The sequence below is a fragment of the Paenibacillus ferrarius genome (assembly GCF_002027705.1).
GTDB classification, from domain to species: domain Bacteria; phylum Bacillota; class Bacilli; order Paenibacillales; family NBRC-103111; genus Paenibacillus_E; species Paenibacillus_E ferrarius.
This window is the reverse complement of sequence record NZ_MBTG01000045.1, coordinates 193,764-217,347: the sequence shown is the minus strand read 5'-3', so window position 1 is coordinate 217,347 and position 23,584 is coordinate 193,764. Positions and strand designations below refer to the sequence as shown.

22 protein-coding genes and 1 tRNA gene are annotated in these 23,584 nt (G+C 46.1%); 21 read left to right on the top strand and 2 right to left on the bottom strand.

The genetic code is table 11. The features are described from left to right. Positions 1 to 80: 80 nt before the first annotated feature. The 3 genes from BC351_RS33270 to BC351_RS33260 all read left to right on the top strand — a co-directional run bounded on the left by BC351_RS33270 (position 81) and on the right by BC351_RS33260 (position 1,792). On the top strand, positions 81 to 968 hold the full coding sequence (locus BC351_RS33270; RefSeq protein WP_079419144.1) for an ATP-binding protein: 888 nt from the start codon (positions 81 to 83) through the stop codon (positions 966 to 968). Then, positions 959 to 1,264: an STAS-like domain-containing protein gene (locus BC351_RS33265; protein ID WP_079419142.1), complete on the top strand. Its 306-nt coding sequence runs from the start codon at positions 959 to 961 to the stop codon at positions 1,262 to 1,264. Before BC351_RS33270 ends, BC351_RS33265 begins: the two co-directional genes overlap by 10 nt. Positions 1,265 to 1,462: 198 nt before the next feature. Beyond that, complete coding sequence (locus tag BC351_RS33260) at positions 1,463 to 1,792, top strand: STAS-like domain-containing protein (RefSeq protein WP_079419140.1); 330 nt, start codon at positions 1,463 to 1,465, stop codon at positions 1,790 to 1,792. A gap of 119 nt (positions 1,793 to 1,911) precedes the next feature. Here BC351_RS33260 and BC351_RS33255 read toward each other — a convergent pair. Next, positions 1,912 to 1,985 (bottom strand) — tRNA-Arg (locus BC351_RS33255). Positions 1,986 to 2,166: 181 nt separating this feature from the next. On the opposite strand from BC351_RS33255, the gene BC351_RS33250 reads away from it, so the two are divergent. The 6 genes from BC351_RS33250 (at position 2,167) to BC351_RS33225 (ending at position 8,803) form a co-directional block, all read left to right on the top strand. After that, entirely contained in the window at positions 2,167 to 3,057 is an 891-nt protein-coding gene (locus BC351_RS33250; protein WP_079419138.1) for a hypothetical protein, read from the top strand. Positions 3,058 to 3,165: 108 nt separating this feature from the next. Continuing rightward, positions 3,166 to 4,467 (top strand): trigger factor, encoded by a 1,302-nt coding sequence (gene tig / locus BC351_RS33245; protein ID WP_079419136.1) that lies wholly within the window; start codon positions 3,166 to 3,168, stop codon positions 4,465 to 4,467. 198 nt (positions 4,468 to 4,665) lie between these two features. Continuing rightward, positions 4,666 to 5,256, top strand: coding sequence for an ATP-dependent Clp endopeptidase proteolytic subunit ClpP (gene clpP / locus BC351_RS33240; RefSeq protein WP_079419350.1), 591 nt, complete (start codon positions 4,666 to 4,668; stop codon positions 5,254 to 5,256). Positions 5,257 to 5,268: 12 nt separating this feature from the next. Further along, positions 5,269 to 6,537, top strand: a complete 1,269-nt coding sequence (gene clpX / locus BC351_RS33235; protein WP_079419134.1) for an ATP-dependent protease ATP-binding subunit ClpX — start codon at positions 5,269 to 5,271, stop codon at positions 6,535 to 6,537. A 96-nt stretch (positions 6,538 to 6,633) separates the two neighbouring features. Continuing rightward, positions 6,634 to 7,731, top strand: coding sequence for a flavodoxin-dependent (E)-4-hydroxy-3-methylbut-2-enyl-diphosphate synthase (gene ispG, locus BC351_RS33230; RefSeq protein ID WP_079419132.1), 1,098 nt, complete (start codon positions 6,634 to 6,636; stop codon positions 7,729 to 7,731). Positions 7,732 to 7,984: 253 nt separating this feature from the next. Continuing rightward, positions 7,985 to 8,803: a divergent polysaccharide deacetylase family protein gene (locus BC351_RS33225; protein WP_244209256.1), complete on the top strand. Its 819-nt coding sequence runs from the start codon at positions 7,985 to 7,987 to the stop codon at positions 8,801 to 8,803. Here BC351_RS33225 and BC351_RS33220 read toward each other — a convergent pair. After that, complete coding sequence (locus tag BC351_RS33220) at positions 8,796 to 9,467, bottom strand: N-acetylmuramoyl-L-alanine amidase family protein (RefSeq protein ID WP_244209262.1); 672 nt, start codon at positions 9,465 to 9,467, stop codon at positions 8,796 to 8,798. The two genes, BC351_RS33225 and BC351_RS33220, sit on opposite strands and share 8 nt — an antisense overlap. A gap of 179 nt (positions 9,468 to 9,646) precedes the next feature. On the opposite strand from BC351_RS33220, the gene lonB reads away from it, so the two are divergent. The 12 genes from lonB to hemB all read left to right on the top strand — a co-directional run bounded on the left by lonB (position 9,647) and on the right by hemB (position 23,415). Then, on the top strand, positions 9,647 to 11,365 hold the full coding sequence (gene lonB, locus BC351_RS33215; RefSeq protein ID WP_079419128.1) for an ATP-dependent protease LonB: 1,719 nt from the start codon (positions 9,647 to 9,649) through the stop codon (positions 11,363 to 11,365). Positions 11,366 to 11,517: 152 nt separating this feature from the next. Then, positions 11,518 to 13,863, top strand: coding sequence for an endopeptidase La (lon, locus tag BC351_RS33210; RefSeq protein WP_079419126.1), 2,346 nt, complete (start codon positions 11,518 to 11,520; stop codon positions 13,861 to 13,863). Positions 13,864 to 13,886: 23 nt separating this feature from the next. Further along, on the top strand, positions 13,887 to 14,531 hold the full coding sequence (yihA, locus tag BC351_RS33205) for a ribosome biogenesis GTP-binding protein YihA/YsxC (protein WP_079419124.1): 645 nt from the start codon (positions 13,887 to 13,889) through the stop codon (positions 14,529 to 14,531). Between the two features lie 244 nt (positions 14,532 to 14,775). Next, entirely contained in the window at positions 14,776 to 15,363 is a 588-nt protein-coding gene (locus BC351_RS33200) for a non-ribosomal peptide synthetase module (RefSeq protein ID WP_079419346.1), read from the top strand. Between the two features lie 307 nt (positions 15,364 to 15,670). Next, positions 15,671 to 16,078, top strand: a complete 408-nt coding sequence (gene speD, locus BC351_RS33195; protein ID WP_079419122.1) for an adenosylmethionine decarboxylase — start codon at positions 15,671 to 15,673, stop codon at positions 16,076 to 16,078. Positions 16,079 to 16,196: 118 nt separating this feature from the next. Then, on the top strand, positions 16,197 to 16,733 hold the full coding sequence (locus BC351_RS33190) for an S-adenosylmethionine decarboxylase (protein ID WP_144028600.1): 537 nt from the start codon (positions 16,197 to 16,199) through the stop codon (positions 16,731 to 16,733). A 158-nt stretch (positions 16,734 to 16,891) separates the two neighbouring features. Continuing rightward, positions 16,892 to 18,295: a glutamyl-tRNA reductase gene (hemA, locus tag BC351_RS33185; RefSeq protein ID WP_079419117.1), complete on the top strand. Its 1,404-nt coding sequence runs from the start codon at positions 16,892 to 16,894 to the stop codon at positions 18,293 to 18,295. A 33-nt stretch (positions 18,296 to 18,328) separates the two neighbouring features. Then, the gene (locus BC351_RS33180) at positions 18,329 to 19,159 is read left to right on the top strand and encodes a cytochrome C assembly family protein (RefSeq protein ID WP_079419115.1); all 831 of its coding nucleotides are present in this window, start codon (positions 18,329 to 18,331) and stop codon (positions 19,157 to 19,159) included. A 4-nt stretch (positions 19,160 to 19,163) separates the two neighbouring features. After that, complete coding sequence (locus tag BC351_RS33175) at positions 19,164 to 19,898, top strand: precorrin-2 dehydrogenase/sirohydrochlorin ferrochelatase family protein (protein WP_079419113.1); 735 nt, start codon at positions 19,164 to 19,166, stop codon at positions 19,896 to 19,898. Positions 19,899 to 19,916: 18 nt separating this feature from the next. Continuing rightward, a complete protein-coding gene (gene hemC / locus BC351_RS33170; protein ID WP_079419111.1) occupies positions 19,917 to 20,864 on the top strand; it encodes a hydroxymethylbilane synthase in 948 nt (315 codons plus the stop codon). A 5-nt stretch (positions 20,865 to 20,869) separates the two neighbouring features. Further along, positions 20,870 to 22,399: a uroporphyrinogen-III C-methyltransferase gene (gene cobA / locus BC351_RS33165; RefSeq protein WP_079419109.1), complete on the top strand. Its 1,530-nt coding sequence runs from the start codon at positions 20,870 to 20,872 to the stop codon at positions 22,397 to 22,399. Between the two features lie 20 nt (positions 22,400 to 22,419). Beyond that, entirely contained in the window at positions 22,420 to 23,415 is a 996-nt protein-coding gene (gene hemB, locus BC351_RS33160) for a porphobilinogen synthase (RefSeq protein ID WP_079419107.1), read from the top strand. Positions 23,416 to 23,584 lie beyond the last annotated feature (169 nt).

Here is a 23,584-nt window from a genome sequence, read left to right as displayed (position 1 = left end):
GTTTTATGGAAAAAAATATTGAATATTAGTGACGGGAGTGCTACTATAGACCTACTTTTTTATAAAGATGGGGTGCTAAAATGGATGTTTCACTTCCGCAAAGTTTTGATAAAGAAGACATATACCGCTTCATTTCGGAGATTTTAGATGAGAATAATGAGCCGAAAGATAAAGAATTTGTCTTTGATTTTTACTCATTGCAGTTTATTCGTCCTGTTGGGGTCACAGTATTAAGCAATCTAATTGGGAAGCTTCATAAGCATGGTGCTTCAGTAAGTTTTAGATGCCCTGTGCCTAACCGCCTAAATAAATGGTGTCCAATTTCTTTTTTAGACGATTCTATGTTTTTCAAACATTATTTAAATGAAACACTTGATAGTTTTGCCTCTTTAAGGCCAACAACTCTTTCACTAGAAAATGTAACTTATTCAAGAAGTATTGAATATCTTTCTAAAGCGATGCAGTGGCTGGCAGGGAAGCTAAATCTAACAAAGAGGTCGCTTTCTGAAATCGAGACATGCTTAAAAGAAGTTTTTAATAACATAAATGATCATTCTTCCGAAAAAATAGGCAGCATATTCATTCAGCAATACCCGAAGGAAAATAGAGTAATGGTGGCCATTTCTGATTTTGGAGTCGGAATACCGCATAATATTCAACGCGTTAAACCGTCGCTAACTGATTCAGAAGCGTTAAGACTTGCTGTAAAAGAGGGATTTACTACTAAAACCACGCCTAAAAATAGGGGGGCGGGACTCGACATTTTACTACATAATGTCGTTAAGAATAATAAAGGATATGTTTACATACATTCAAACCGTGGTATACTAAATTGTGAAGAAGATGGATTTGGTGGTATTATTTTTACTGAAAACAATGTATCTGGATTTTATCCTGGTACACTTTTAGAAATCAATTTCAGAACTGATACCATTGAAAATGAAGAGGAGGAATTTTTATGGTTATGATTAAAGTAATTGATCATGTCAATCAATGTTACTCCAACTCCGATGGTGATGTCATTCGTGTCTTAATAGCTGAATATTTAGGAAAAGGGCAGAAAGTTTCCGTATCGTTTGATAAAATTGATAGTGTGTCAACATCCTTTGTCAATTCTGCCTTTATTGACTTATTGGAAGTATATACTTTCGATATGATCCGTCAACTGTTGGGTTTCACTGATTCAAGCAAATCAATTAATGATCTCATAAAAAAACGATTTTCTTTCGAAGTAAATGAAAGAAATACACTATTGAATGTTTGAACTATAACATAACTAAAAAAAGCCCCAAGGGAAATCCCTTTGGGCTTTTTTTAGTGTATTGTTCCTTATATTTCTCTCACGTGTTTGGGAAATAAAATATTACTTGATTGTTCGCTTTTTGTTCGTATATAATTAATACAAACATATGTTCGAATGGTGGAAAAGTAATATGCAAAACGCATTAGAGGAGGAATTTTTATGATTATGATTAAAGTGAACGATCATGTCAATCAATGCTACAGCAACTCCGATGGTGATGTCATTCGTGTTTTAATAGCTGACCATTTAGGAAAAGGGCAGAAAGTTTCCGTATCGTTTGACAAAATTGATAGTATATCAGCATCCTTTGTCAATTCTGCCTTTATTGACTTATTGGAAATGTATACTTTCGATACAATCCGTCAATTGTTGGGTTTCGCTGATTCAAGTAAATCAATTAATAATCTCATAAAAAAACGTTTTTCTTTCGAAGTAAATGAAAGAAGTTATAAAAAAAGCCCCAAGGGTATGATGTTGCAACCAAATTAAATGATTTCGTTGTATCGTTATCTATGATATTTAATACAAACGTATATATCAATAAAAGCCCGAAAAGCCAAGAAGATCAAGGCGTTTCGAGCTTTTATGTCTTACAATAAACTTAATGACGTCCCAGGAGGGATTCGAACCCCCGACCGCACGCTTAGAAGGCGTGTGCTCTATCCAGCTGAGCTACTGAGACATAAACCTCTTCTTACCTAGCGGAATGAATCCGTTTAGCGAAGCGAGAGTTAATATATCATATCGTTTTATAGGAAGTCAACCCTTTGTTTCATAATTATTTTGCAATCACTCTGACAATCAAGTAAACTGTCACCAGCGAGACCATGATTTCTGAGGTGAATCCCATAACGGACCGATCCATGAACAATCTATTTCTTTTTCCGAAAACAGAACAGTATTATGAAGATGAGTTGACACGTTTCCTGCGGACAGAGCAGTATACGGATGCCCTGCAGTTGTTAACTTTTCTACTGCAATTTCCGAATGTGGACGAAAGTAAAACGGAACAGTGGGAAGCGCTGCGTCATTGGCTCTATACGATGTTTCCAGAGACGCTGTTTCCGACGACAACGCAGCAGGAAGAGGATGAAGAAGAGGAAAAGGACTTACTAAGACAATACATAAGAGAAAAGACGACGGACGAAGGCTATGCCCTTAAATTGCTGAACCTGTTGAAAGAAGGGACCTTGGAGGAGCAGGTCAGCGCGCTGGAGCAGCTTGGTTTCCTTGATCAACCAGGCCTGGGCCAATCGGTGAGGGAATGGCTCAGTGAAAGGCCCCGGCATCCGCACATTCAGTTTAAAGCGCTGCAAGCGCTCAAGCACATGGGGGAGAACGGGATTGCTGAGTTTCCCAAGAATGGGAAGAAGATCGCTGTCGATATTGAAGAGACTCCGCTGTGTCCCGAAGAATTTCCATTGCGAATTCGTGATATGATTCGCAGAGTTGGGGACATTAGTGAAACAAGCCAGCCTGATTTTGTTTATTTTGCCAGACAAACGTGGCAGGAGTTTCTGGCCTACGCCTACGGCACATCCATCTACACGGATCTCCTTAACGCCGAAGAAGGGGCGGTAGATGTATGGGCTTCTGCGCTGCATGCGATTCTGCAAGAGAAATTATTTGGCACGGTAAACCGTGAAGAAATACTAGATAACTATGGGATTGTGGATTCAATGACGCTGCAATGGAAGCGGGCACACCTAGTGCTGCAAGCGTTTGTGCAGCAGTTTAGTCCCGATCCGTCGTAGCTTCTAAAGGTCGCCTTGAAATGAAATTGTTATATGTTATAATAGAATGGTTATAATGAGCGTACGTGAAAATATGTCATCGTACATTTTTGGAGGGGAAAGCATAAAATGAAAGCAAGTTGGGAAAAAATAGAGAAGAACGTAGGCGTTCTTGAAGTGGAAGTTGGCGCAGAGCGCGTCGCAGATGCTTTGGATAAAGCATTTAAAAAGGTATCAGCGAAAGTAAATGTTCCAGGATTCCGTAAAGGGAAAGTTCCACGTTCTATCTTTGAAGCTAAATTCGGTGTTGAAAGCTTGTATCAAGATGCTTTAGATATCATTTTGCCTGAAGTCTATGTGGAAGCGATTGAAGAGGTCAAAATCGAGCCTGTTGATCGTCCAGAAGTAGACGTTGAGCAATTCGGTAAAGGCCAAGTCTTGAAATTCAAAGCGAAAGTAACTGTTAAGCCTGAAGTTGCGCTTGGCGATTACAAAGGCATTGAAGTTGAAGCGGTTAGTGCAGCAGTAACAGAAGAAGAACTGAACGAAGAGCTTGTACGCTTGCAGCAACGTCACGCTGAATTGGTTGTTCTTGAAGAAGGACAAGCAGCTAACGGCGACGTCGTTGTCCTTGATTTCGAAGGATTCGTTGATGGTGAAGCTTTCGAAGGCGGCAAAGCGGAGAAGTATTCCCTTGAGCTTGGATCGAACTCTTTCATCCCAGGATTCGAAGAGCAGCTTGTTGGTCTTGGCAAAGGTGAAGAAAAGGACGTTAACGTTAACTTCCCAGAAAACTACCACTCCGAAGACCTTAAAGGTAAAGCAGCTGTGTTTAAAGTGTTGATTCACGACATCAAACGCAAAAACTTGCCAGAGCTTGACGATGAATTCGCGAAAGATGTTAGCGAGTACGATACACTTGTCGAGTACAAAGAAGAATTGCAAAAACGTCTTCAAGAGCGCAAGGAAAAAGATGCAGAGGCTGCTCTTGAAACAGCAGTTGTGGAAAAAGCAGCAGCAAATGCTGATGTTGAAATTCCAGCTTCCATGGTAGAAGCAGAGCTTGATGTTATGGTGAAAGAATTCGAAAGACGTCTTCGTTCCCAAGGCATGACGCTTGAAATTTACTTCCAGTTCTCCGGTCAAAACGAGAGCGTGCTGAAAGATCAAATGAGAGAAGATGCTGAGAAGCGTGTTCGCAACAACCTTGTTCTTGAAGCTATTGCAGCTGCAGAAAAAATCGAAGTTTCCGACGAAGAAGTTGACGCGGAACTTGGTAAATATGCAGATTCCTACCAAAAAACAACTGCTGAACTTCGTGAGCTGTTTGCTTCCAACGGCAGCCTTGAAGGTTTGAGCAATGATCTTGTTATGAGAAAAACGGTAGACTTCTTGCTTGAAAATAGCAAGCATGTTTCCGCAGCAGTATAAATAAGGTTAGTAAAGGCACGTACGTAAGCAACGTGCCTTTCTTTTACCCTATTTTAGCTCCAAACTGCCCAATAACATAAGAAATGCCCACTTACATAGCAGTTCTCTGAAAAAATGACTTTGCCGCTCAAACGTGTTAAACTGTTACTGAATCCCAATTTGGAGAATATGGCTATGGCCGTAAAAGGAGTTGGTACAATGAGTCTTATTCCTATGGTTGTTGAACAAGAGGCTCGTGGGGAACGTTCTTACGATATCTACTCGCGTCTGCTTAAGGACCGCATTATATTCATCGGGACCGCAATTGATGACGATGTGGCTAATTTGGTCATTGCCCAGCTGCTCTTTTTATCCGCACAGGACCCTGATAAGGATATCCACTTATACATCAACTCACCAGGTGGGTCTGTAACGGCAGGTATGGGTATTTTTGATACCATGCAATTCATTAAACCTGATGTATCTACGATTTGCGTAGGTATGGCTGCAAGTATGGGCTCTTTGCTGTTAACGGCAGGTGCCAAAGGCAAGCGATACGCGCTGCCGAATGCAGAAGTTATGATTCACCAACCGCTCGGCGGTGTTAGAGGTCAAGCGACCGATATCAAGATTCACGCGGATTGGATTATCAAGACGAAACAAAAACTCAACCAGATTTATGTGGACCGTACGGGACAGCCGCTTGATAAGATCGAAAGAGACACCGACCGGGATAACTTTATGAGCGCTGATGAAGCGAAGGCATACGGGTTAATCGACGAGGTTATCACTCGAAACGACTTGAAATAAAGGAGTGATCCCATGTTTAAATTTAACGATGAAAAAGGCCAACTCAAATGTTCCTTTTGTGGAAAATCCCAGGATCAAGTTCGCAAACTTGTTGCAGGTCCGGGAGTTTACATTTGTGATGAATGTATAGAGCTTTGCACGGAGATTGTGGAAGAAGAATTAGGTCATGAAGAAGAACTTGATCTGAAGGATGTTCCGAAGCCAAAGGAAATTCGCAACATTTTGGATCAGTATGTCATTGGGCAAGAACAAGCGAAAAAATCGTTGGCTGTAGCGGTTTACAATCACTACAAACGTATCAATTCGCAAAACAAATTGGAAGATGTTGAGCTTCAAAAAAGTAACATCGTCCTTCTAGGGCCAACAGGTAGCGGTAAAACGTTGCTGGCGCAAACACTAGCCAAAATTCTGAACGTGCCTTTCGCGATCGCAGATGCCACTTCATTGACAGAAGCGGGATATGTAGGGGAAGACGTTGAGAACATTTTGCTCAAATTGATTCAAGCTGCTGATTATGATGTAGAGAAGGCCGAGCGCGGCATTATCTACATTGATGAGATTGATAAAGTTGCACGCAAATCCGAGAACCCATCGATCACAAGAGATGTTTCCGGTGAAGGCGTACAGCAAGCTTTATTGAAAATTCTTGAAGGTACGGTTGCGTCCGTTCCTCCGCAAGGTGGACGTAAGCATCCGCATCAAGAATTCATTCAAATCGATACGACGAATATTTTGTTTATTTGCGGCGGAGCTTTTGACGGTCTTGAGCAAATTATCAAACGTAGAATCGGTAAAAAAGTAATTGGCTTTAGCACAGACGGTGCTAAAGTTGATTTGAAACCAGGCGAGTACCTGTCCATGGTACTTCCAGAGGATCTTTTGAGATTCGGGTTAATCCCGGAATTCGTAGGTCGTCTGCCAGTTATCTCCACACTAGAGCCGCTGGATGAAGCAGCCCTTGTACGCATTCTTTCCGAGCCTAAGAATGCGCTCGTGAAACAATACCAGAAGATGCTGGAAATGGATAACGTTTCACTCGAATTCGATGCTGAGGCGCTAGACGCCATTGCCAAAGAAGCGATTAAACGGAATACAGGCGCGCGTGGATTGAGAGCGATCATCGAGAGCATTATGCTTGATGTGATGTTCGAGGTGCCTTCGAGAACCGATGTATCCACTTGTGTGGTGTCCAAGGAAACGGTCCAGAACAAGATTACTCCTGTTTTGACGACCAAAGAGGGCGCTCCTGCCTCAGGTAAGAAAAAAGAGGAAAGTGCGTAACCCATAATTTCATAAACGAACACACAGCCTCCAATCCGATTTCCTTCAAGGAAATTGGAGCGGAGGATGTTTGGTGTCATGGGGAGAGAAACCATAATGTTCCATAGAAGAGATACGCGTGCCGTCCGAGTAGGCGATTTGACCATCGGTGGCAGTAATGAAGTCATCATGCAAAGCATGTGCACAACGAAAACGGCGGATGTGAAAGCGACCGTTGCCGAAATTCTTCGCTTGGAAGAGGCAGGCTGTCAACTCGTTCGTGTCACGGTTAACAATAAGGAAGCAGCAGAGGCCATTAAAGAAATTAAGAAGCAAATTCATATTCCGCTGGTTTCTGATATTCATTTTGACCATCGTTTGGCGCTTGCTGCCATTGAGAATGGGATTGACAAAGTACGGATTAATCCAGGCAATATCGGTCGCCGCGAGAAAGTGGAAGCGGTCGTTAAAGCTTGTAAGGAACGTGGGATTCCGATTCGGATCGGTGTAAATGCGGGCTCATTGGAGAATCATCTCCTTGAGAAGTATGGATACCCAACCCCGGAAGCCATGGTAGAGAGTGCTTTGTTTCACATCAATATTCTGGAAGAGCTTGATTTCCAAGATATTATCGTGTCCCTCAAAGCTTCTGATGTGCCTATGGCTATAGCTGCCTATTCGCAAGCTGCCAAAGCCTTTAATTACCCTCTTCACCTCGGAATTACAGAGGCTGGTACTTTGTTTACAGGGGCTGTAAAAAGCGCAGCAGGGATTGGTACGCTTCTCAACATGGGAATCGGGAACACGCTTCGCATTTCGCTTAGCGCAGACCCGGTTGAAGAAATTAAGGTAGCTCGTGAGCTGCTCAAGACATTTGGCTTAATTACGAATGCGGCAACGCTCGTATCCTGCCCGACCTGCGGTCGCTTGGATATTGATCTATTCTCGATTGCTAACGAGGTGGAAGAGTACATCTCCAAAATCAAGGTGCCAATCAAGGTATCTGTGTTGGGCTGTGCGGTTAACGGTCCAGGAGAAGCGCGCGAAGCTGATATCGGGATCGCAGGCGCTCGCGGCGAAGGCATGTTGTTCCGTTACGGAGAAATGATTCGTAAAGTGCCTGAAGCAGAACTGCTTGCTGAACTCAAAAAAGAAATTGATATCATTGTGGATTCATATGAAAAGACAGGTGTCATTCCTGGCCGCAAACACTAATCGCCATCATGACAAGGCGATATTAGACCATCAGGGTAAATTCTGATGGTCTTTGTGTTTTTGTCTCCGAGAATCGACTTTCTGAGAATAAGGAACTAATACTCAAACAGGAACCCGCAGGATACTAACTGCGTAGGTTCCTTTTGCTTTTTATAGACCTGAGAGCGCATATTTGTGGCCCAAGAGAAGCATAATGAGTGAAACTGGAAAGCTTGCTCAATTTACTTAAGTTTTACTAACGAGGAGAATGACTATGAATGTGAAAAGCAAATATGCATCTATGCGAGTAATTGCCCTGACAAGTGTCATTGGAGTTGGCCTGCTTATGCTGCCTATACAGATAGGAGCATCGGATGGGAAGAAGCCGGCTAAGCCTGCTGCCGAAATGACAATGAAGAAGGTTGCCATCGTCATTGATGATTTTGGCAACAATATGGAGGGAACCAAGGAGATGTTGGAACTCCCTATCCCTTTTACCGTCGCTGTTATGCCATTTCTGCCATCAAGCAAACAAGATGCGCAGTTAGCGCACGATAAGGGTCATGAAGTCATCCTGCACCTTCCTATGGAGCCAGTGAGGGGCAAGAAGAGCTGGCTGGGACCTGGAGCCATTACAACGGATCTAAGCGACGAAGAGGTTCACAAGCGGATTGTAGCGGCCATTGAGGATATTCCTTATGTGATAGGAATCAATAATCATATGGGTTCTAAGGTGACGGCTGATGAAAGAATCATGAAAATTCTCGTTGATATTTGCAAAGAAAGGAACCTCGTGCTTCTGGACAGCCGCACAACGCCCAAAAGTGTCATCGGGAAGCTGGCAGGACCGAAGGGAGTCCCTTTCTCCGAAAATCAGCTGTTCTTCGATGATTTATATACGTACAGCCATATCAGCAAACAAATGACCAGGCTCAAAAAAATGATCCAGGAGAGAGATATGGTTATTGCTATCGGTCATGTGGGGCCACCGGGCAAAAAAACCGCGCAAGTGATCAAAGAGGCAATCCCGTCCATTCAAAAGGAAGCCACCTTTGTTTCGATTTCGCAAACAATGAAACGCAGCACTAATTAGGCTTAGGCTGTGTCATGGCAAAATATCGTTCCACGGCCTGCGTGATCGCCTCAGCAAGCTTTGCTTGATGATGTGCGGAAGTCAGCAGCTTGCGATCCGTCTTGTTGGATAGGAAGCCGAGCTCAACAATGACCGTGGGACATTTTGTGTTTTTAAGGACGTAGTACTTCTTACCGAGAATAGGCAATTCTTCCATCCCATACACACGGTTGAGCGATTCTTGCAGGAGCTGAGCAATGAGAATACTTTCGGATTGATTCTGATAAATGACGATGGGCCCTCGGCTATTGGGCTTTCTAGACCAATTGATATGAAGACTTAACATCATTTTGGGCTTGACTGTGTTGGCGATGCCAGAGCGTTGAGCTAGATCTTTGCGATGTCTCCCGCCGTATGACCATTTGTTGTCTTCGCTCAATGCGTAGTCCTTGGTTCGGTTGATGACGACACGATAACCTTTTTTAGTAAGAAGCTTATATGTTTTTTTTGAGATTGCTAAGTTCAGGTCTTTCTCTTCATATTTGCCAACTAATGTTCCGCTGTCGATCCCGCCATGCCCTACGTCAATGAGAACGTCAGCGCTTGGCATAAGTGGATCACTCGCAGAAGCGTATGCCTCTAGGTTTGCCGTACAAAGGCAAAGGGAAAGTAGAATAAGCAACATTTGCTTCAAGACGCCACATCCTTTTGCATGAATATCTACTCTTATCCTTCTTCCGCAAGGGGGGGATCATACATCCTGCAAAAGTTTGCATGGATTGGATTAACCTTCTTTTACACGGGAATAATGGATGTTATCGTAGGACCGTTTTGTCGAAGCAAATCTCTAAGGAGGGTAAAAAAATGAGTTTAAGTATCATTCTAATGGTAATTCAAGTGTTTTTTGCTGTTGTTATCGGGTTGTATTTCTGGAATTTGCTGCGCAATCAACAGACGAACCGTTCTGCTGTCGATAGAGAATCCAGAAAAGAATTGGAGAAGCTGAGAAAGCTGAGATCCATTTCCTTAACGAAGCCGTTATCGGAGAAAACAAGACCTTCCTCGATGCAGGACATCGTAGGTCAGGTTGAAGGACTGAAAGCTCTGAAAGCTGCCTTGTGCGGTCCAAATCCGCAGCATGTGATCATTTATGGCCCTCCGGGTGTAGGGAAAACCGCTGCTGCTCGTGTCGTCTTGGAAGAGGCGAAGAGGAACCAGGAATCGCCTTTCAGGCCGGATTCGAAGTTCACTGAAATTGATGCAACAACGGCCCGATTTGATGAAAGAGGCATTGCTGATCCATTGATCGGTTCTGTTCATGATCCGATTTATCAGGGGGCAGGCGCGATGGGCGTCGCTGGAATTCCCCAGCCTAAACCGGGGGCAGTGACGAAAGCGCATGGCGGTATTTTGTTTATCGATGAGATCGGTGAATTGCATCCCACCCAAATGAACAAATTATTAAAAGTGCTGGAGGATCGCAAAGTCTTTCTGGAGAGTGCCTACTATAGCTCCGAAGATACGAATATTCCAGGCTATATTCACGATATATTTCAGAATGGACTTCCAGCGGACTTCCGTTTGGTCGGGGCTACGACTCGCACGCCTAGCGAGATTCCTCCCGCCATTCGTTCGCGTTGTTTGGAAATCTTTTTCCGTCCCCTTCTTCCCAGCGAGGTGGGTGAGATTGCGCGGAAGGCGCTCGACAAGATTGGATTTAAGAAATGTGAGGCAGCCATTCAAGTTGTCATGAAATATGCAACCAATGGGCGTGAAGCTGTGAATGTTATTCAGCTGGCCGCGGGAATTGCCTTGACGGATAAGCGGGATGAGATTACTGCGGCAGACATTGAATGGGTTGTCAATTCTTCGCAAATTCCGCCAAGACCCGAGCGCAAAGTGCCTGCCCAGCCTCAAATTGGATTCGTGAACGGGTTGGCGGTGTATGGCCCCAATTTGGGTACCCTGCTTGAGATTGAAGTGACAGCCATTCCTGTTGCTGCAGCGGGAACAGGCAAGTTTAATATTACCGGTGTTGTGGATGAAGAGGAGATGGGGGGAGGCTCGCGTACAATCCGCCGGAAAAGTATGGCCCGTGGGTCAGTGGAGAACGTGTTGACCGTCCTTCGCAAGCTTGGATTCAACACATCGGATTATGATCTGCATATTAATTTCCCTGGCGGCGTGCCGATCGACGGTCCATCTGCCGGTGTTTCGATGGCAACGGCGATTGCGTCTGCGCTACATAAAATCCCTGTTGATAATAAACTGGCGATGACGGGAGAAATGAGCATCCACGGAAAGGTGAAACCGGTTGGCGGTGTTGTAGCCAAGGTGGAAGCAGCTTTCCAAGCCGGGGCAACGAAAGTCATCATTCCTAAGGAAAATTGGCAGGAGCTATTCGCCGATTTGCCTGGAGTAGAGGTTATTGCGGCAGACTCCATAGAAGAAGTGCTGAGTGTTGCGCTTGGTATCGAGCTTCATGACAATGTCATCCCGCTGCCATTCGCAACGGAGAGAGGCGTTTCCGCTGCATCGCTGCCGATCCTGCATGCTAATTCCCAGCATACGATTGATTCTTAAAAAGGATATTCGAAATACCTTACACCATGCGTTAGGTGCTGATTGGTGTTTTGTTTGCAGTTTTGTTAAAATGTAAAGGGCAACAAAGGGATACAAAAAATGAGAGACTTTGATCTTGGAATCAAAGATCCATATATATGGAGGTGCAGAGGATGGGACCCGGAAAAATCAAGGTGCGCAGATTGCCGCTATTGCCTCTAAGGGGACTGCTGGTTTACCCGAGCATGGTTCTACATCTGGATGTAGGGCGGGAAAAGTCGGTTAAAGCACTCGAACGGGCAATGGTGGATGACAGCATGATTCTCCTCTGCTCTCAATCTGAGATCAACATCGAAGAACCTTCCAAAGAGGATATTTATCGCATCGGAACCATTGCCAAGGTGCGACAGATGCTGAAGCTGCCAAATGGAACAATCCGTGTGTTAGTGGAAGGCGTGTTGCGTGCTGAGATTGTAGAGTACCTTGCGAATGATGAATATTACGAAGTCACTGCCAAAGAATTGCCAGAGCAGGAAATTACAGATCCAGAGATCGATGCGCTCATGCGAACGGTGCTGAACCAATTTGAGAATTACATTAATTTATCGAAAAAGGTTACACCAGAAACGCTGGCCGCGGTTTCAGATATTGATGAACCAGGGCGTTTAGCCGATGTCATATGCAGTCATTTGTCGCTCAAAATTAAAGATAAGCAAGATATTCTGGAGACTGTCGATGTACGAGAGCGTCTCGAGAAAATGCTCAATATCTTGAATAATGAGCGAGAAGTGCTGGAATTGGAACGCAAGATCAGTCAGCGTGTGAAGAAACAGATGGAGAAGACTCAGAAGGAATACTACCTTCGTGAGCAAATGAAAGCCATCCAGAAGGAGCTTGGCGATAAGGAAGGCCGGGCTGGCGAAGTTGACGAGCTTCGCAGCCAGCTTACCGAAGCTGCATTGCCGGATAAGGTTCGCGAGAAGGTTGAGAAGGAAATCGACCGTCTGGAGAAAATGCCTGCGACATCTGCGGAAGGCGGCGTTATTCGCAACTATATCGATTGGCTGCTGGCACTTCCTTGGAGCAAGCAAACGGACGATGATTTGGATCTGATCAAAGCGGAAGAAATCTTGAACGAGGACCATTTTGGCCTTGAGAAGCCCAAAGAACGCGTGCTGGAATATTTGGCGGTTCAGAAGCTGGTCAAAAAGCTGAAAGGGCCAATCCTTTGTCTGGTAGGGCCTCCGGGGGTTGGGAAAACCTCCATAGCCCGCTCTATCGCAAGATCCATGGGCCGTCAGTTTATCCGTATCTCGCTTGGCGGGGTTCGAGATGAAGCTGAGATTCGCGGCCATCGCCGCACGTATGTGGGAGCCATGCCTGGGCGGATCATCCAAGGAATGAAAAATGCAGGAGCCAACAATCCGGTATTTTTGCTGGATGAGATCGATAAAATGGCGATGGATTTCCGCGGCGATCCGGCATCGGCCTTGTTGGAAGTTCTTGATCCCGAGCAGAACAGCACTTTTAGTGATCATTTCATTGAAGTTCCATTTGACTTGTCCAATGTTATGTTCGTGACGACGGCGAATGCTGTGCACAACATTCCACGCCCTCTTTTAGATCGGATGGAGGTTCTCTATATTCCCGGCTATACGGAAATTGAGAAGCTGCAGATTGCGAAGAAGTACCTATTGCCGAAGCAGAAGCGCGACCATGGACTTGAAGAAGAGCAACTGGTTGTGGATGAAGCGGCATTAATGAAAATTGTACGCGAGTATACGCGTGAGGCTGGTGTTCGCAACCTGGAACAACAAGTCGCTGGCGTGAATCGCAAAGCAGCGAAGAAGATCGTATCAGACCCTGCAACACCTGTTCACGTTACGGAAGAGAACCTGAAGGACTATCTTGGTCCTATGAAGTTCCGTTACAGCGTCGCGGAGGAGAAAGACCAGATTGGTTCTGTAACGGGCCTTGCTTGGACAGAAGTCGGCGGAGAGACCTTGGTCATCGAGGTTACGGTGATGCCTGGAACAGGCAAATTGACTTTGACAGGCAAACTCGGTGATGTGATGAAGGAATCCGCGCAAGCTGCTTTCAGTTACACTCGCTCACGTTCCGATGTTCTGGGCATCGCGCCTGATTTCCATGAGAAAAACGATATTCATATTCATATCCCGGAAGGCGCCATTCCTAAGGATGGTCCATCCGCCGGTATTACGATGGCTACGGCTTTGATTTCGGCGTTGACGAATATTCCGGTTTCGCGCATAGTGGCGATGACTGGTGAGATTACGCTTCGCGGCCGCGTGCTGCCGATTGGCGGCTTGAAAGAAAAGGCGCTCGCCGCACATCGGGCCGGTATTCGTACGATCCTGCTGCCGCAGGATAATGAGAAAGATATTATAGAAATTCCAGAAAGTGTCCGCGCAGAGATGACCTTCATTCCAGTAAGTCATATGGATCAAGTGCTGGAACATGCGCTTGTCAAGAACAGGCCCCCTGCTCACGTTGGATAACCATAGAAAGTAGCTGAACATTCATGAAAGTCAATCAAGCTGAGTTTATTATCAGCGCGGTTGGACCTAGCCAATATCCAGAGGATGCCTTGCCAGAGCTTGCTCTGGCAGGGCGTTCTAATGTCGGGAAATCCTCACTCATTAACTGCATGATCTCCCGCAAGAATTTGGCTAGAACCAGCTCGCAGCCCGGTAAAACCCAAACGTTAAATTATTATAAAATTAATCAGGACTTATACTTTGTCGATCTTCCCGGTTATGGTTATGCCAAAGTATCCAAAACGAAGCGGGAACAGTGGGGCAAATTCATTGAAAGCTATTTGATGAATCGGGAAACTCTGCGCCTAGTCATGCAATTAGTGGACTTGCGTCACCCTCCTTCCAAAGATGATCAGGCGATGTATGAATGGCTGCGGCATAATGATGTTCCTGTCATAGTCATTGCAACCAAAGCGGACAAGATTCCTAAGAGCAGATGGTCTAAGCACATCAAGATCGTGCGCGAGACACTGGGAATGGATAAAGGCGTCCAGCCTTTGATGTTCTCCTCGGAGCTTGGGCTTGGCAAAGACGAGCTATGGGGCATTTTGGAACAAGCTATCGCATATGGCGAGCCCACGGCTGAAGAAGAAGTAATTGAAATCGCAAACGAAGAACAACCGTCCTGATTCAGAGGGCGGTTTTTTGTGTAAGGAGGAGTATGACGTTAAAAGAGTGAGAAAATCTAGAAGAAGTTCGCGGGATAGTGAGGTTTTCTGGTGAAAATTTGCTGGCATTCCGTATTTCCTTGGTTTTTTCAGAATATTTGGCTGATTATCATGAATTGCACGCAGGAATATTAAGTGCGCATGTAGTATAATAATAAGCAAGGTAAGAGTTAATGGCTTGAAAACAAAGAATCGAGGGATTTTTATGGCACAAAGGTTAGCGACTGAATATGTCAAAACCTGCCTCCAGTTAACAGAAGCCGAGATGTTCAGGTTTTTTCAAATGTTCGTGGATCATCAAGTGACACTGCAAGTGAAAGTTTTGGAAAATGGCAACCAAGAGGTTGTTTTTCAAGATGGAGCAGGTCAAGAAATCATCCTTTCATTTGAAAAGAAATCGGGCCTATATGAATGTACAGGATCCTGCAGATTAAGCAATACTCTAATGGCTAATTTAATGCGCAAAGCGGTTTCTGAGTTCAAAGGGAGCGCCACAGTAAACCGGATTTATCCAAGTTATACGATGGTTTATTACTATGAACGTGGAACAGTCGTCAAGATTGAGGAAGTCAAAGGACAATTAGTAACGGTCATTTATGAGTACAGAGACACAATTGGTCTTATGCAGCAAATGTTTCAGAAGAGAGAAGTTGAGCAAGAGATCGAGATGATTTATGATCAAATCAACCATCTTCTTGATATGCGCAATACGCTGCAGGAGCCTGAAGAACATCAGCAGATTGATACTCGCCTCAATGAACTGACACATCGTTTGTTTATCCTGGAGGCTTAACCACACATATACTCTAAATCTTAAAGACCCAAGCTTGGGTCTTTTTTGTTTGGGCGAACCGGAAGGGCCTTTTCGACATACATTAGATGTGGCATCCATTCGAAAGAAAGGCACTGGCAAAAAAAACTATTGCATTTCTCGTCGATAGATGTTATTTTTATTCTCGTTGAAAACAATATAGGAACCAGGATTCACTCAGGACATTGAATGTTGCGAGAGATAATACCCTCGGGAAGTGAATGACGTAGGTCCTAGCGGATGAAATTTTTTTTCAGACATTTTATTCCTAGGAAGGGGGAACCGAAAGATGGAAACAGAATACTCAACTTTCGGAAGACACGTTGCTGTAGATACTTGGGGGGTAGATTTCGAACTTCTGAACAATGCAGATTGGCTGCAAGCTCAGATGGTAGAAGCTGCCGAGGTATGCGGAGCAACCGTACTATCTGTACAATCCAAGCAATTTGAACCACAAGGAGCAACTGTACTTGTTATGTTGTCCGAGAGTCATCTCTCCATTCATACTTATCCTGAGAGAGGTTTTGCCGCGCTTGACTGTTATACTTGCGGTGAGACAGTGGACCCTCAATTAGCAATTGATTTCATGGTATCCGTATTGAAACCAGAAACATTCTATGCGAAGAAACTAGTTCGCGGAATGGGTGAATTGAAAGTAGAAACTCCTGAAATTAAGCAAGCAGAGCTTGTTAAATAAGAGTCTGCACATAACAATAACGATAACCACGGAGAAATCCGTGGTTATTTGTTTGTCCTCCTGCCCATACACTGTTATTGCGACACATGTCTAAGTAACAGGGAAGCGGGGGATTGGATTGAAACCGAGAATAATTAGGAAGACGGTGATCTACAGCATCGTGCTTTTTCTCATTATTTGGCCTTTGTATCAACTTGTACATACGCTGGGTTCTCACAAAGAGGAGCACGATGCCACGCATCTGCTATATCAAGTATCATTATTTCAGATGGAGCTTCTGAAGAGTTATGTGGAGGAAGCGGGTCAAAGCAAAACAACAAATGGCTTGGAGGCAAGCAAGCAGGCCTTGTATTCGGCTGGCTATACGCATGAACGCCTTGTACTGGCAGCAGGCGGCAATGACTATTTGACTCCACTCGATAGCATGATTCAGCTCACACAGTACCTGCAGCGACTTCAGGTGGGCGGGGAGCGGGCGTTTAAGCCGGACGAATTGCAGACGTTGAAGGAAGTTGGACAGAAATACAAGAGCATGTATGAGATTTATGAAAAGCTGATGGCCTCCAATGGGGATATCATTTCCTCGCAAAATACGAAGCTGGCCGAGCTGGATCGTGATTTAACCCAATTTTTGCGTAAGAAAATGCTGCAATAAACAGGTTATTAATCCTGTGAAGGTATATAGGAGACGAATGCTGTGAAAACTAACGAGCAGAAAGAAGCATTCATAAATTATACAAAAAATTTGTCGGAATGCCGGTTTTGCTGTGCTATAATGGTTCATAGAAATAGATCGAAAGGCAGGTGGTACCTTTGCATATCATCGCAGTCGGCTTGAATTATCGGACAGCCCCAGTGGAAATTCGGGAGAAATTCGCTTTCTCCGAATCCGATTTACCGAATGCAATAGCAGAATTGAAAGAAACGAAAAGCATCTTGGAATGTGTAATTGTCGCCACCTGCAATCGTACTGAAATCTATGCTGTCGTGGATCGACCGCAGTTGTGCAGTCACTATTTGACACATTTCATTTCAAGATGGTTCCAAGTCGAAAAGGATCAGTTCCAAAAACATTTATATACGTACGAAAATGAGAAGGCCATCGATCATTTGTTCCGAGTCACAAGCGGGTTGGATTCCATGGTTATCGGCGAGACCCAAATCCTCGGACAGGTCAGAGATGCTTTTTTATCATCTCAAAAAATGAAAGCTACCGGCGCTTATTTCAATACTTTATTTAAGCAATCGGTAACTCTCGCCAAAAAAGCGCATTCCGAAACAGGAATCAGCAATAACCCAGTTTCCGTCAGCTATGCTGCGGTAGAGCTGGGCAAACGGATATTTGGCTCTTATGTGAACAAAACGGTTATGATTATTGGCGCCGGCAAAATGAGCGAGCTGACCGTGAAGCATCTGTATGCGAACGGGGCGAACAAAGTCATCGTTGTCAATCGGACATTCGAACGAGCTGTGGAATTAGCGCAGAAGTTCAACGGCATTCCATGTACCGTGGATAATATGCTGGGACATTTACCGGAAGTCGATATTATTATCAGCTCAACGGGAGCACCGGGCTATGTATTGACCAAAAATGACCTTCAATCCCATGTGCAAAAGAGAAAATCGCGTCCGCTCTTCATGATGGACATTGCGGTGCCGCGGGATTTGGATCCGCAAATCAGCGATTTGCCAAACGTGTTCCTCTATGACATTGATGATCTGGAGCACATTGTTGACAAACATTTGCAAGAAAGAAGAAAAGAAGCAGCGAAGATTGAAACGATGATCGAAACGGAAATTGGTGTTTTTGAACAATGGACCAAAACGTTAGGCGTCAGCCCGGTGATCAATGCGCTGCAAGCCAAAGCAAGTCTGATTCATGAAGAGACCATGGACAGCATGCTCAAGAAGCTGCCTGAGCTGGACGAACGTGAAATTAAAGTCATTCGCAAATTAACGAAAAGCATCGTTAATCAAGTGCTGCGCGATCCGATTCTCCGCATTAAGGAAATGGCCGGGGAACGTCATGGTGATGAAGCGCTGGAGCTATTCACGAAATTGTTCGCCCTCGAAGAGACACTTGAACAGCAAGAGCAAGCCAATCAGTTAGCAGAAGAGCGAGAAGCTGGGCAAAAAGCGCTGGAAGCCAAGCAGCAGCTGGAAGAGAAGTTGTCCGTGCGCGGCCTGCAAACCGCAGATGTTCTAGCACAATCTTGAGAAAAAAGGCGCTAATCGCCTAGGAGAGGTGCCATGGTCACACGTAGCTGGTTGTTTGATGCGATGATTTATATGTATGCCCTGAGCCTATTGTTTTACTTTTCGGACTTCGCCAATGCGAACCGAAGTGCAAAACGGATGGGGACGGGGCTGCTTTTGTTTGTATGGGTTCTACAGACCGCCTATTTAGCGATTAACTTATACGGGCATTTGACCGAGTGGGCGTTCGCCCGAACCGATGTCCTTTTTATGTTCTCATGGTTGATTGTCACCATTTCGTTGTTGATCAATCGATTTTTCCGCATTGAATTGTTTGTATTTTTTGTCAATGTGCTCGGCTTTGCCATTTTAGCTTTAAATGTATTTGGAAATCCGCATGTAACGCCAATTCGTGCCAGCTGGGACATTAACGATGAGCTATTATTTATACATATCACCCTGGCTATTGGCAGTTACGCCGCTTTTTCAATTGCCGCCATTTTCTCAGGCATGTACGTTTTTCTCCATAAGATGTTGAAAGCTAAGAAGTTTTCCCAAACGGTAATGAGATTGCCGTCGCTGGAGAAAATTGATCATTATGCCTACTTTTCCGTTATTATTGGGGCCCCATTACTGCTTCTGGCGTTAAGTCTTGGTGTCGTCTGGGTAGTTCTGCAAGGGAATCAGAGCTTGCTGTATGATCCCAAAGTGATTAATTCTTTTTTTGTACTTGCTGCCTATGCCTTCTATTTATTCCAGCGGAAGTCCATGCGTATTTCGGGTTACAAGCTGGCAGCATGGAACCTTGCGGCTTTCCTGATCGTTGTGCTGAATTTCGTCGTTTCGAACTTCTTCTCGGGCTTCCACGACTGGATATGGAGCTGAGTCGATGAATCATCCGTATCCGATTATGGTTAATTTGTCCGCTCGTCAGTGTCTGGTAATCGGAGGAGGTCCTATTGCGGAACGCAAAGCGCATGCTTTGCTGCAAGCAGGGGCTATAGTGACAGTGGTCAGTCCGGAATTCACCGAGGGTCTTGCGGAGCTGGATAACCACCTCAACGTAGTTCTGCTCAGGCAGACGTTCGCTGAAGAACTGATCAAGGGCGAAGCTGCTAGGAAATCATGTTATACCTTGGTCGTGGCGGCAACGAATGATGCTGCGGTCAATGCTCAAATAGGCGAGCTGGCGTCACGAGAAGGGAAGCTGGTTAATGTTGTGGATCAGCCTCGCTTAAGCTCTTTCATCGTGCCTTCTGTCGTTCGCAGAGGCAAGCTGGTTATCGCTGTTTCAACCGGTGGAGCTAGCCCATCGGCAGCGCGGAAAATTGTCCGGGAGTTAGATGAGCTATATGGCGAGGAATATGAGACTTATTTGGAATTTCTGAGCGACTTGCGCCTGTTCATTCAAAGCAGGGTGCCGGACAAGCAAGCTAGACAACGCATGTTTAAAGACATGCTGGAATGGAACGTGCTGGACAAAATTCGCGAGGGTACATTCGCGTCTTGGAAGGAAGCGCTCTATACGGCCTTGGAGAATGCTGCATGGCCGAATGGACGAACAGGCGAAGCTGGGATTGACTTAGCTGCTTGGTCAGCAATCAAGATTTTCGATAGAGAGTAACAGGGAGGGCGGATAGAGATGAGAACTATCATTGTAGGAACAAGACAAAGCGCACTGGCTCTAACGCAAACAGGACAAGTTGTGGAGCTTTTGAAACAGCTTGCGGCTGAACATGGGATCGCTTGTGAATTCGAGATTAAGAAAATAGTGACCAAAGGCGATCGGATCTTGGATGTGACGTTATCCAAGGTAGGCGGCAAGGGATTGTTCGTGAAGGAAATCGAACAGGCGCTTACAGACGGCGATATTGACATGGCTGTCCACAGCATGAAAGATATGCCCTTCGAGCTTCCCGAAGGGCTGGTTGTAGGAGCGATACCGAAGCGAGAAGATGCGCGCGACGCGCTCATTACTCGCGGATTTAGCTCCCTGGACGAGCTGCCGCAAGGCGCGCTCGTCGGAACAAGCTCGCTGCGCCGCGCCAGCCAGCTGCAGCACTACCGCCCGGACCTGCGCATCGAGTCGGTCCGCGGAAATATTGATTCGAGGCTGCGCAAGCTCGAAGAAGAGAACTTCGATGCGATTATGCTGGCCGCTGCCGGTTTGCACCGGGTCGGCTGGCAGGATCGCATCAGCGCGTACTTGCCGCCCGAGATCTGCCTCCCTGCCGTAGGGCAGGGGGCGCTGTGCATCGAGTGCCGGGGCGGCGACGCCTTCATACTGGACTTGCTGGGCAAGTTCCAGCATGAGCCTACTGCGCTCGCGGTGCGAGCAGAGCGGGCTTTCCTCGGCAGACTCAATGGAGGCTGCCAGGTGCCGCTCGGCGCCTACGCGAGCGTAAGCGAAGAGAGCAGCGGGTCAGAAGGACCGCTGCTCACGCTAACGGGCATGGTCGGGACGCCGGATGGCGTGACCATGCTGAAGGAATCCGCTTCCGGGCATGACCCGGAAGCGCTCGGCAAGCTGATCGCGGATAAGCTGATCGCGCAAGGAGCTGAAACTATCCTCGCTGAGGTAAGGGAGTGACCCCTATGGGCAAAGGCAGAGTCTTTCTCGTTGGCGCCGGTCCTGGCGACCCTAAATTGATTTCGATTCGCGGTATGGAAGCTATTCAGAAAGCGGATGTCATCGTCTATGATAGATTGGCGAACCCTCGGCTGCTCAAGCATCGCAGAGAGGACGCTGAGCTGATCTTCGTTGGCAAGCTGCCGGATAAACATATATTAAAACAAGAAGAAATCAATCAATTGCTCGTAGATTTGGCGCTGCAAGGGAAAATCGTCACACGGCTCAAGGGTGGCGATCCCAGTGTCTTCGGAAGGGTTGGCGAAGAAGCTGAACTGCTGGCGGACAACGGGGTGACTTTCGATATTATCCCGGGGATTACTTCCTCGATTGCGGTACCGGCCTATGCGGGCATTCCGGTTACACATCGTGACTTTACTTCATCTTTTGCCATTATTACGGGGCATGAATATCCGAACAAAACATACTCCAGCTTGGATTGGGAGCATCTTGCCAAAGCGATTGGCACCATGGTTTTCTTGATGGGGGTAGCGAATCTGGAGCAAATTTGCCGCGAATTGATTCGCTGCGGGAAGCCGCCTGAGATGCCTGTTGCCTTAGTTCGCTGGGGCACATGGGCAGATCAAGCGACCATTACCGGAACATTGGCTGACATTACCGAGAAAGTCAGAGAGGCCAATTTCAAATCACCGGCGGTCATTATCGTCGGTGAGGTTGTCAAGCTTCGCGAGAAGCTGGCTTGGGTAGAGAAGAAGCCGCTGTTTGGACGCCGAGTGCTGGTCACGAGAGCTAGAAGCCAAGCCAGCGAGCTTGTGGATTTAATTGACGATCTGGGAGGCGAAGCCGTCGAGTTTCCAGTCATTCGCTTGCAGTCGCCAAGCCGCCCTGAGGCGCTGGATGCGCTGGATCAAGCGCTGGACAGGCTGCAGCAGTTCGACTGGATTGTTCTGACCAGCGTCAATGGGGTTGAGTATTTCTTCAAGAGACTCCGCGAGAAACGGATAGATATTCGCAAGATGGGGAATGCTCGCATTGCTGCGGTTGGTCCTAAGACCGCAGAAGCGCTTGCAGAGCGAGGCATCTTGGCTGACGTACTTCCAGCCAAATTTCATGGTGAAGGCATCTTAGAAGCCATTCAACCCGATCTGAAAGCCGGTCAGCACGTTTTGCTGCCAACCGCAGATCTGGCGCGCGATTATTTGCCTGCGAAGCTCAAAGAGTTAGGACTCCAGGTCACAGAGGTCGATGTGTACGAGAATGTACTGACGGCCGATGATGGCGACGAAATCATTCATCTTTTGCAGAATCAAAGTATTCATATTATTACTTTTACGAGCTCATCTACTGTAACCAATTTAATTGAGGCTTTGCGCAAGCTTGGTGCGGAAGATCCTCTAGCCTTGCTGCAAGGCGTTGAAATCGCCTGTATCGGGCCCAAGACGGCCCAAACGGTACGTCAATACGGTCTTCCGATTACGTATATGGCTGAAGAGGCGACCGTTGCTTCACTTGTTCAAAGTATAACTGGTCCTTAAGAAGGAGGCGGAATTTCATCATGAGTTTTCCAATTGTTCGCAACCGCCGTTTGCGCGGCAACGCTGCTATTCGTAATTTGGTTCGTGAAAACCAAGTGACGGTGAATGACATTGTACAACCTATTTTTGTCACCCATGGGACGAACGTCAAATCAGAGATTGCTTCTATGCCAGGCGTGTACCATTTTTCATTGGACAGAGTTCATGAAGAAATTGAAGAAATTACGAAGCTGGGCATCCAAGCCATCCTGCTGTTCGGTATTCCGGATTTCAAGGACCCAACAGGGACCTCGGCTTTTATGGATGAGGGGATTGTTCAGCAGGCGGCTCGTCTTATTAAAGAATTAAACCCGAATTTGCTTATTATTGCCGATACGTGTTTATGTCAGTTCACTGATACGGGTCATTGCGGTGTGATTCATCATCACCCTCTGACGGGAGCTGCTGATGTTGCCAATGACCCTTCGCTGGAACTCTTGGTACGCACAGCGGTCTCGCAAGCCAAAGCGGGAGCGGACATCATCGCGCCATCGAACATGATGGACGGTTATGTACATGCTATTCGCGCAGGTCTGGATGAAGCAGGTTTCGAAAATACGCCAATTATGGCCTATTCCGTGAAATATGCTTCAGCTTATTATGGGCCTTTCCGAGATGCTGCGGATTCAACGCCGCAATTCGGAGATCGGAAGACATATCAAATGGATCCTGCGAATGGGCGCGAAGCGCTGCGGGAAGCTGAAAGCGACGTCGCTGAAGGCGCCGATTTCCTGATGGTGAAGCCTGCGCTAGCTTACATGGATGTTATTCGCATGTTGAAAGATAATTTCGATCTGCCCGTGGTTGCCTACAACGTGAGTGCGGAATACGCCATGGTTAAAGCGGCTGCACAGCAAGGATGGGTCAATGAAGAGGCGATCGTTATGGAAACGATGGTAAGCTTCAAACGCGCAGGTGCCGATATTATCCTGACGTACTTTGCCAAGGACATTGCCCGCTATTTGTCAAATAAGTAATCCTAGGATTCGAACCATTCACCCCAGAAGGTATAAGCGAGCAGTTTCTTCAGGAAATTGGCAAGCCTGCCGCTTAGGGGAGGGTGGTTCTTTTGTCATACTTTTGTCGCAAAACGCAAGCTTACCTCAGTTGTGACAGGGGTATAATTAGGGCATAATGAATGAGAAT

Bases quoted from the DNA above. Each gene is read 5' to 3' on its own strand.
- BC351_RS33270 (WP_079419144.1), top strand. From the start codon at position 81: ATGGATGTTTCACTTCCGCAAAGTTTTGATAAAGAAGACATATACCGC.
- BC351_RS33265 (WP_079419142.1), top strand. From the start codon at position 959: ATGGTTATGATTAAAGTAATTGATCATGTCAATCAATGTTACTCCAAC.
- BC351_RS33260 (WP_079419140.1), top strand. From the start codon at position 1,463: ATGATTATGATTAAAGTGAACGATCATGTCAATCAATGCTACAGCAAC.
- BC351_RS33250 (WP_079419138.1), top strand. From the start codon at position 2,167: ATGAACAATCTATTTCTTTTTCCGAAAACAGAACAGTATTATGAAGAT.
- tig (WP_079419136.1), top strand. From the start codon at position 3,166: ATGAAAGCAAGTTGGGAAAAAATAGAGAAGAACGTAGGCGTTCTTGAA.
- clpP (WP_079419350.1), top strand. From the start codon at position 4,666: ATGAGTCTTATTCCTATGGTTGTTGAACAAGAGGCTCGTGGGGAACGT.
- clpX (WP_079419134.1), top strand. From the start codon at position 5,269: ATGTTTAAATTTAACGATGAAAAAGGCCAACTCAAATGTTCCTTTTGT.
- ispG (WP_079419132.1), top strand. From the start codon at position 6,634: ATGTTCCATAGAAGAGATACGCGTGCCGTCCGAGTAGGCGATTTGACC.
- BC351_RS33225 (WP_244209256.1), top strand. From the start codon at position 7,985: ATGAATGTGAAAAGCAAATATGCATCTATGCGAGTAATTGCCCTGACA.
- BC351_RS33220 (WP_244209262.1), bottom strand. From the start codon at position 9,467: ATGTTGCTTATTCTACTTTCCCTTTGCCTTTGTACGGCAAACCTAGAG.
- lonB (WP_079419128.1), top strand. From the start codon at position 9,647: ATGAGTTTAAGTATCATTCTAATGGTAATTCAAGTGTTTTTTGCTGTT.
- lon (WP_079419126.1), top strand. From the start codon at position 11,518: ATGGGACCCGGAAAAATCAAGGTGCGCAGATTGCCGCTATTGCCTCTA.
- yihA (WP_079419124.1), top strand. From the start codon at position 13,887: ATGAAAGTCAATCAAGCTGAGTTTATTATCAGCGCGGTTGGACCTAGC.
- BC351_RS33200 (WP_079419346.1), top strand. From the start codon at position 14,776: ATGGCACAAAGGTTAGCGACTGAATATGTCAAAACCTGCCTCCAGTTA.
- speD (WP_079419122.1), top strand. From the start codon at position 15,671: ATGGAAACAGAATACTCAACTTTCGGAAGACACGTTGCTGTAGATACT.
- BC351_RS33180 (WP_079419115.1), top strand. From the start codon at position 18,329: ATGGTCACACGTAGCTGGTTGTTTGATGCGATGATTTATATGTATGCC.
- BC351_RS33175 (WP_079419113.1), top strand. From the start codon at position 19,164: ATGAATCATCCGTATCCGATTATGGTTAATTTGTCCGCTCGTCAGTGT.
- hemC (WP_079419111.1), top strand. From the start codon at position 19,917: ATGAGAACTATCATTGTAGGAACAAGACAAAGCGCACTGGCTCTAACG.
- cobA (WP_079419109.1), top strand. From the start codon at position 20,870: ATGGGCAAAGGCAGAGTCTTTCTCGTTGGCGCCGGTCCTGGCGACCCT.
- hemB (WP_079419107.1), top strand. From the start codon at position 22,420: ATGAGTTTTCCAATTGTTCGCAACCGCCGTTTGCGCGGCAACGCTGCT.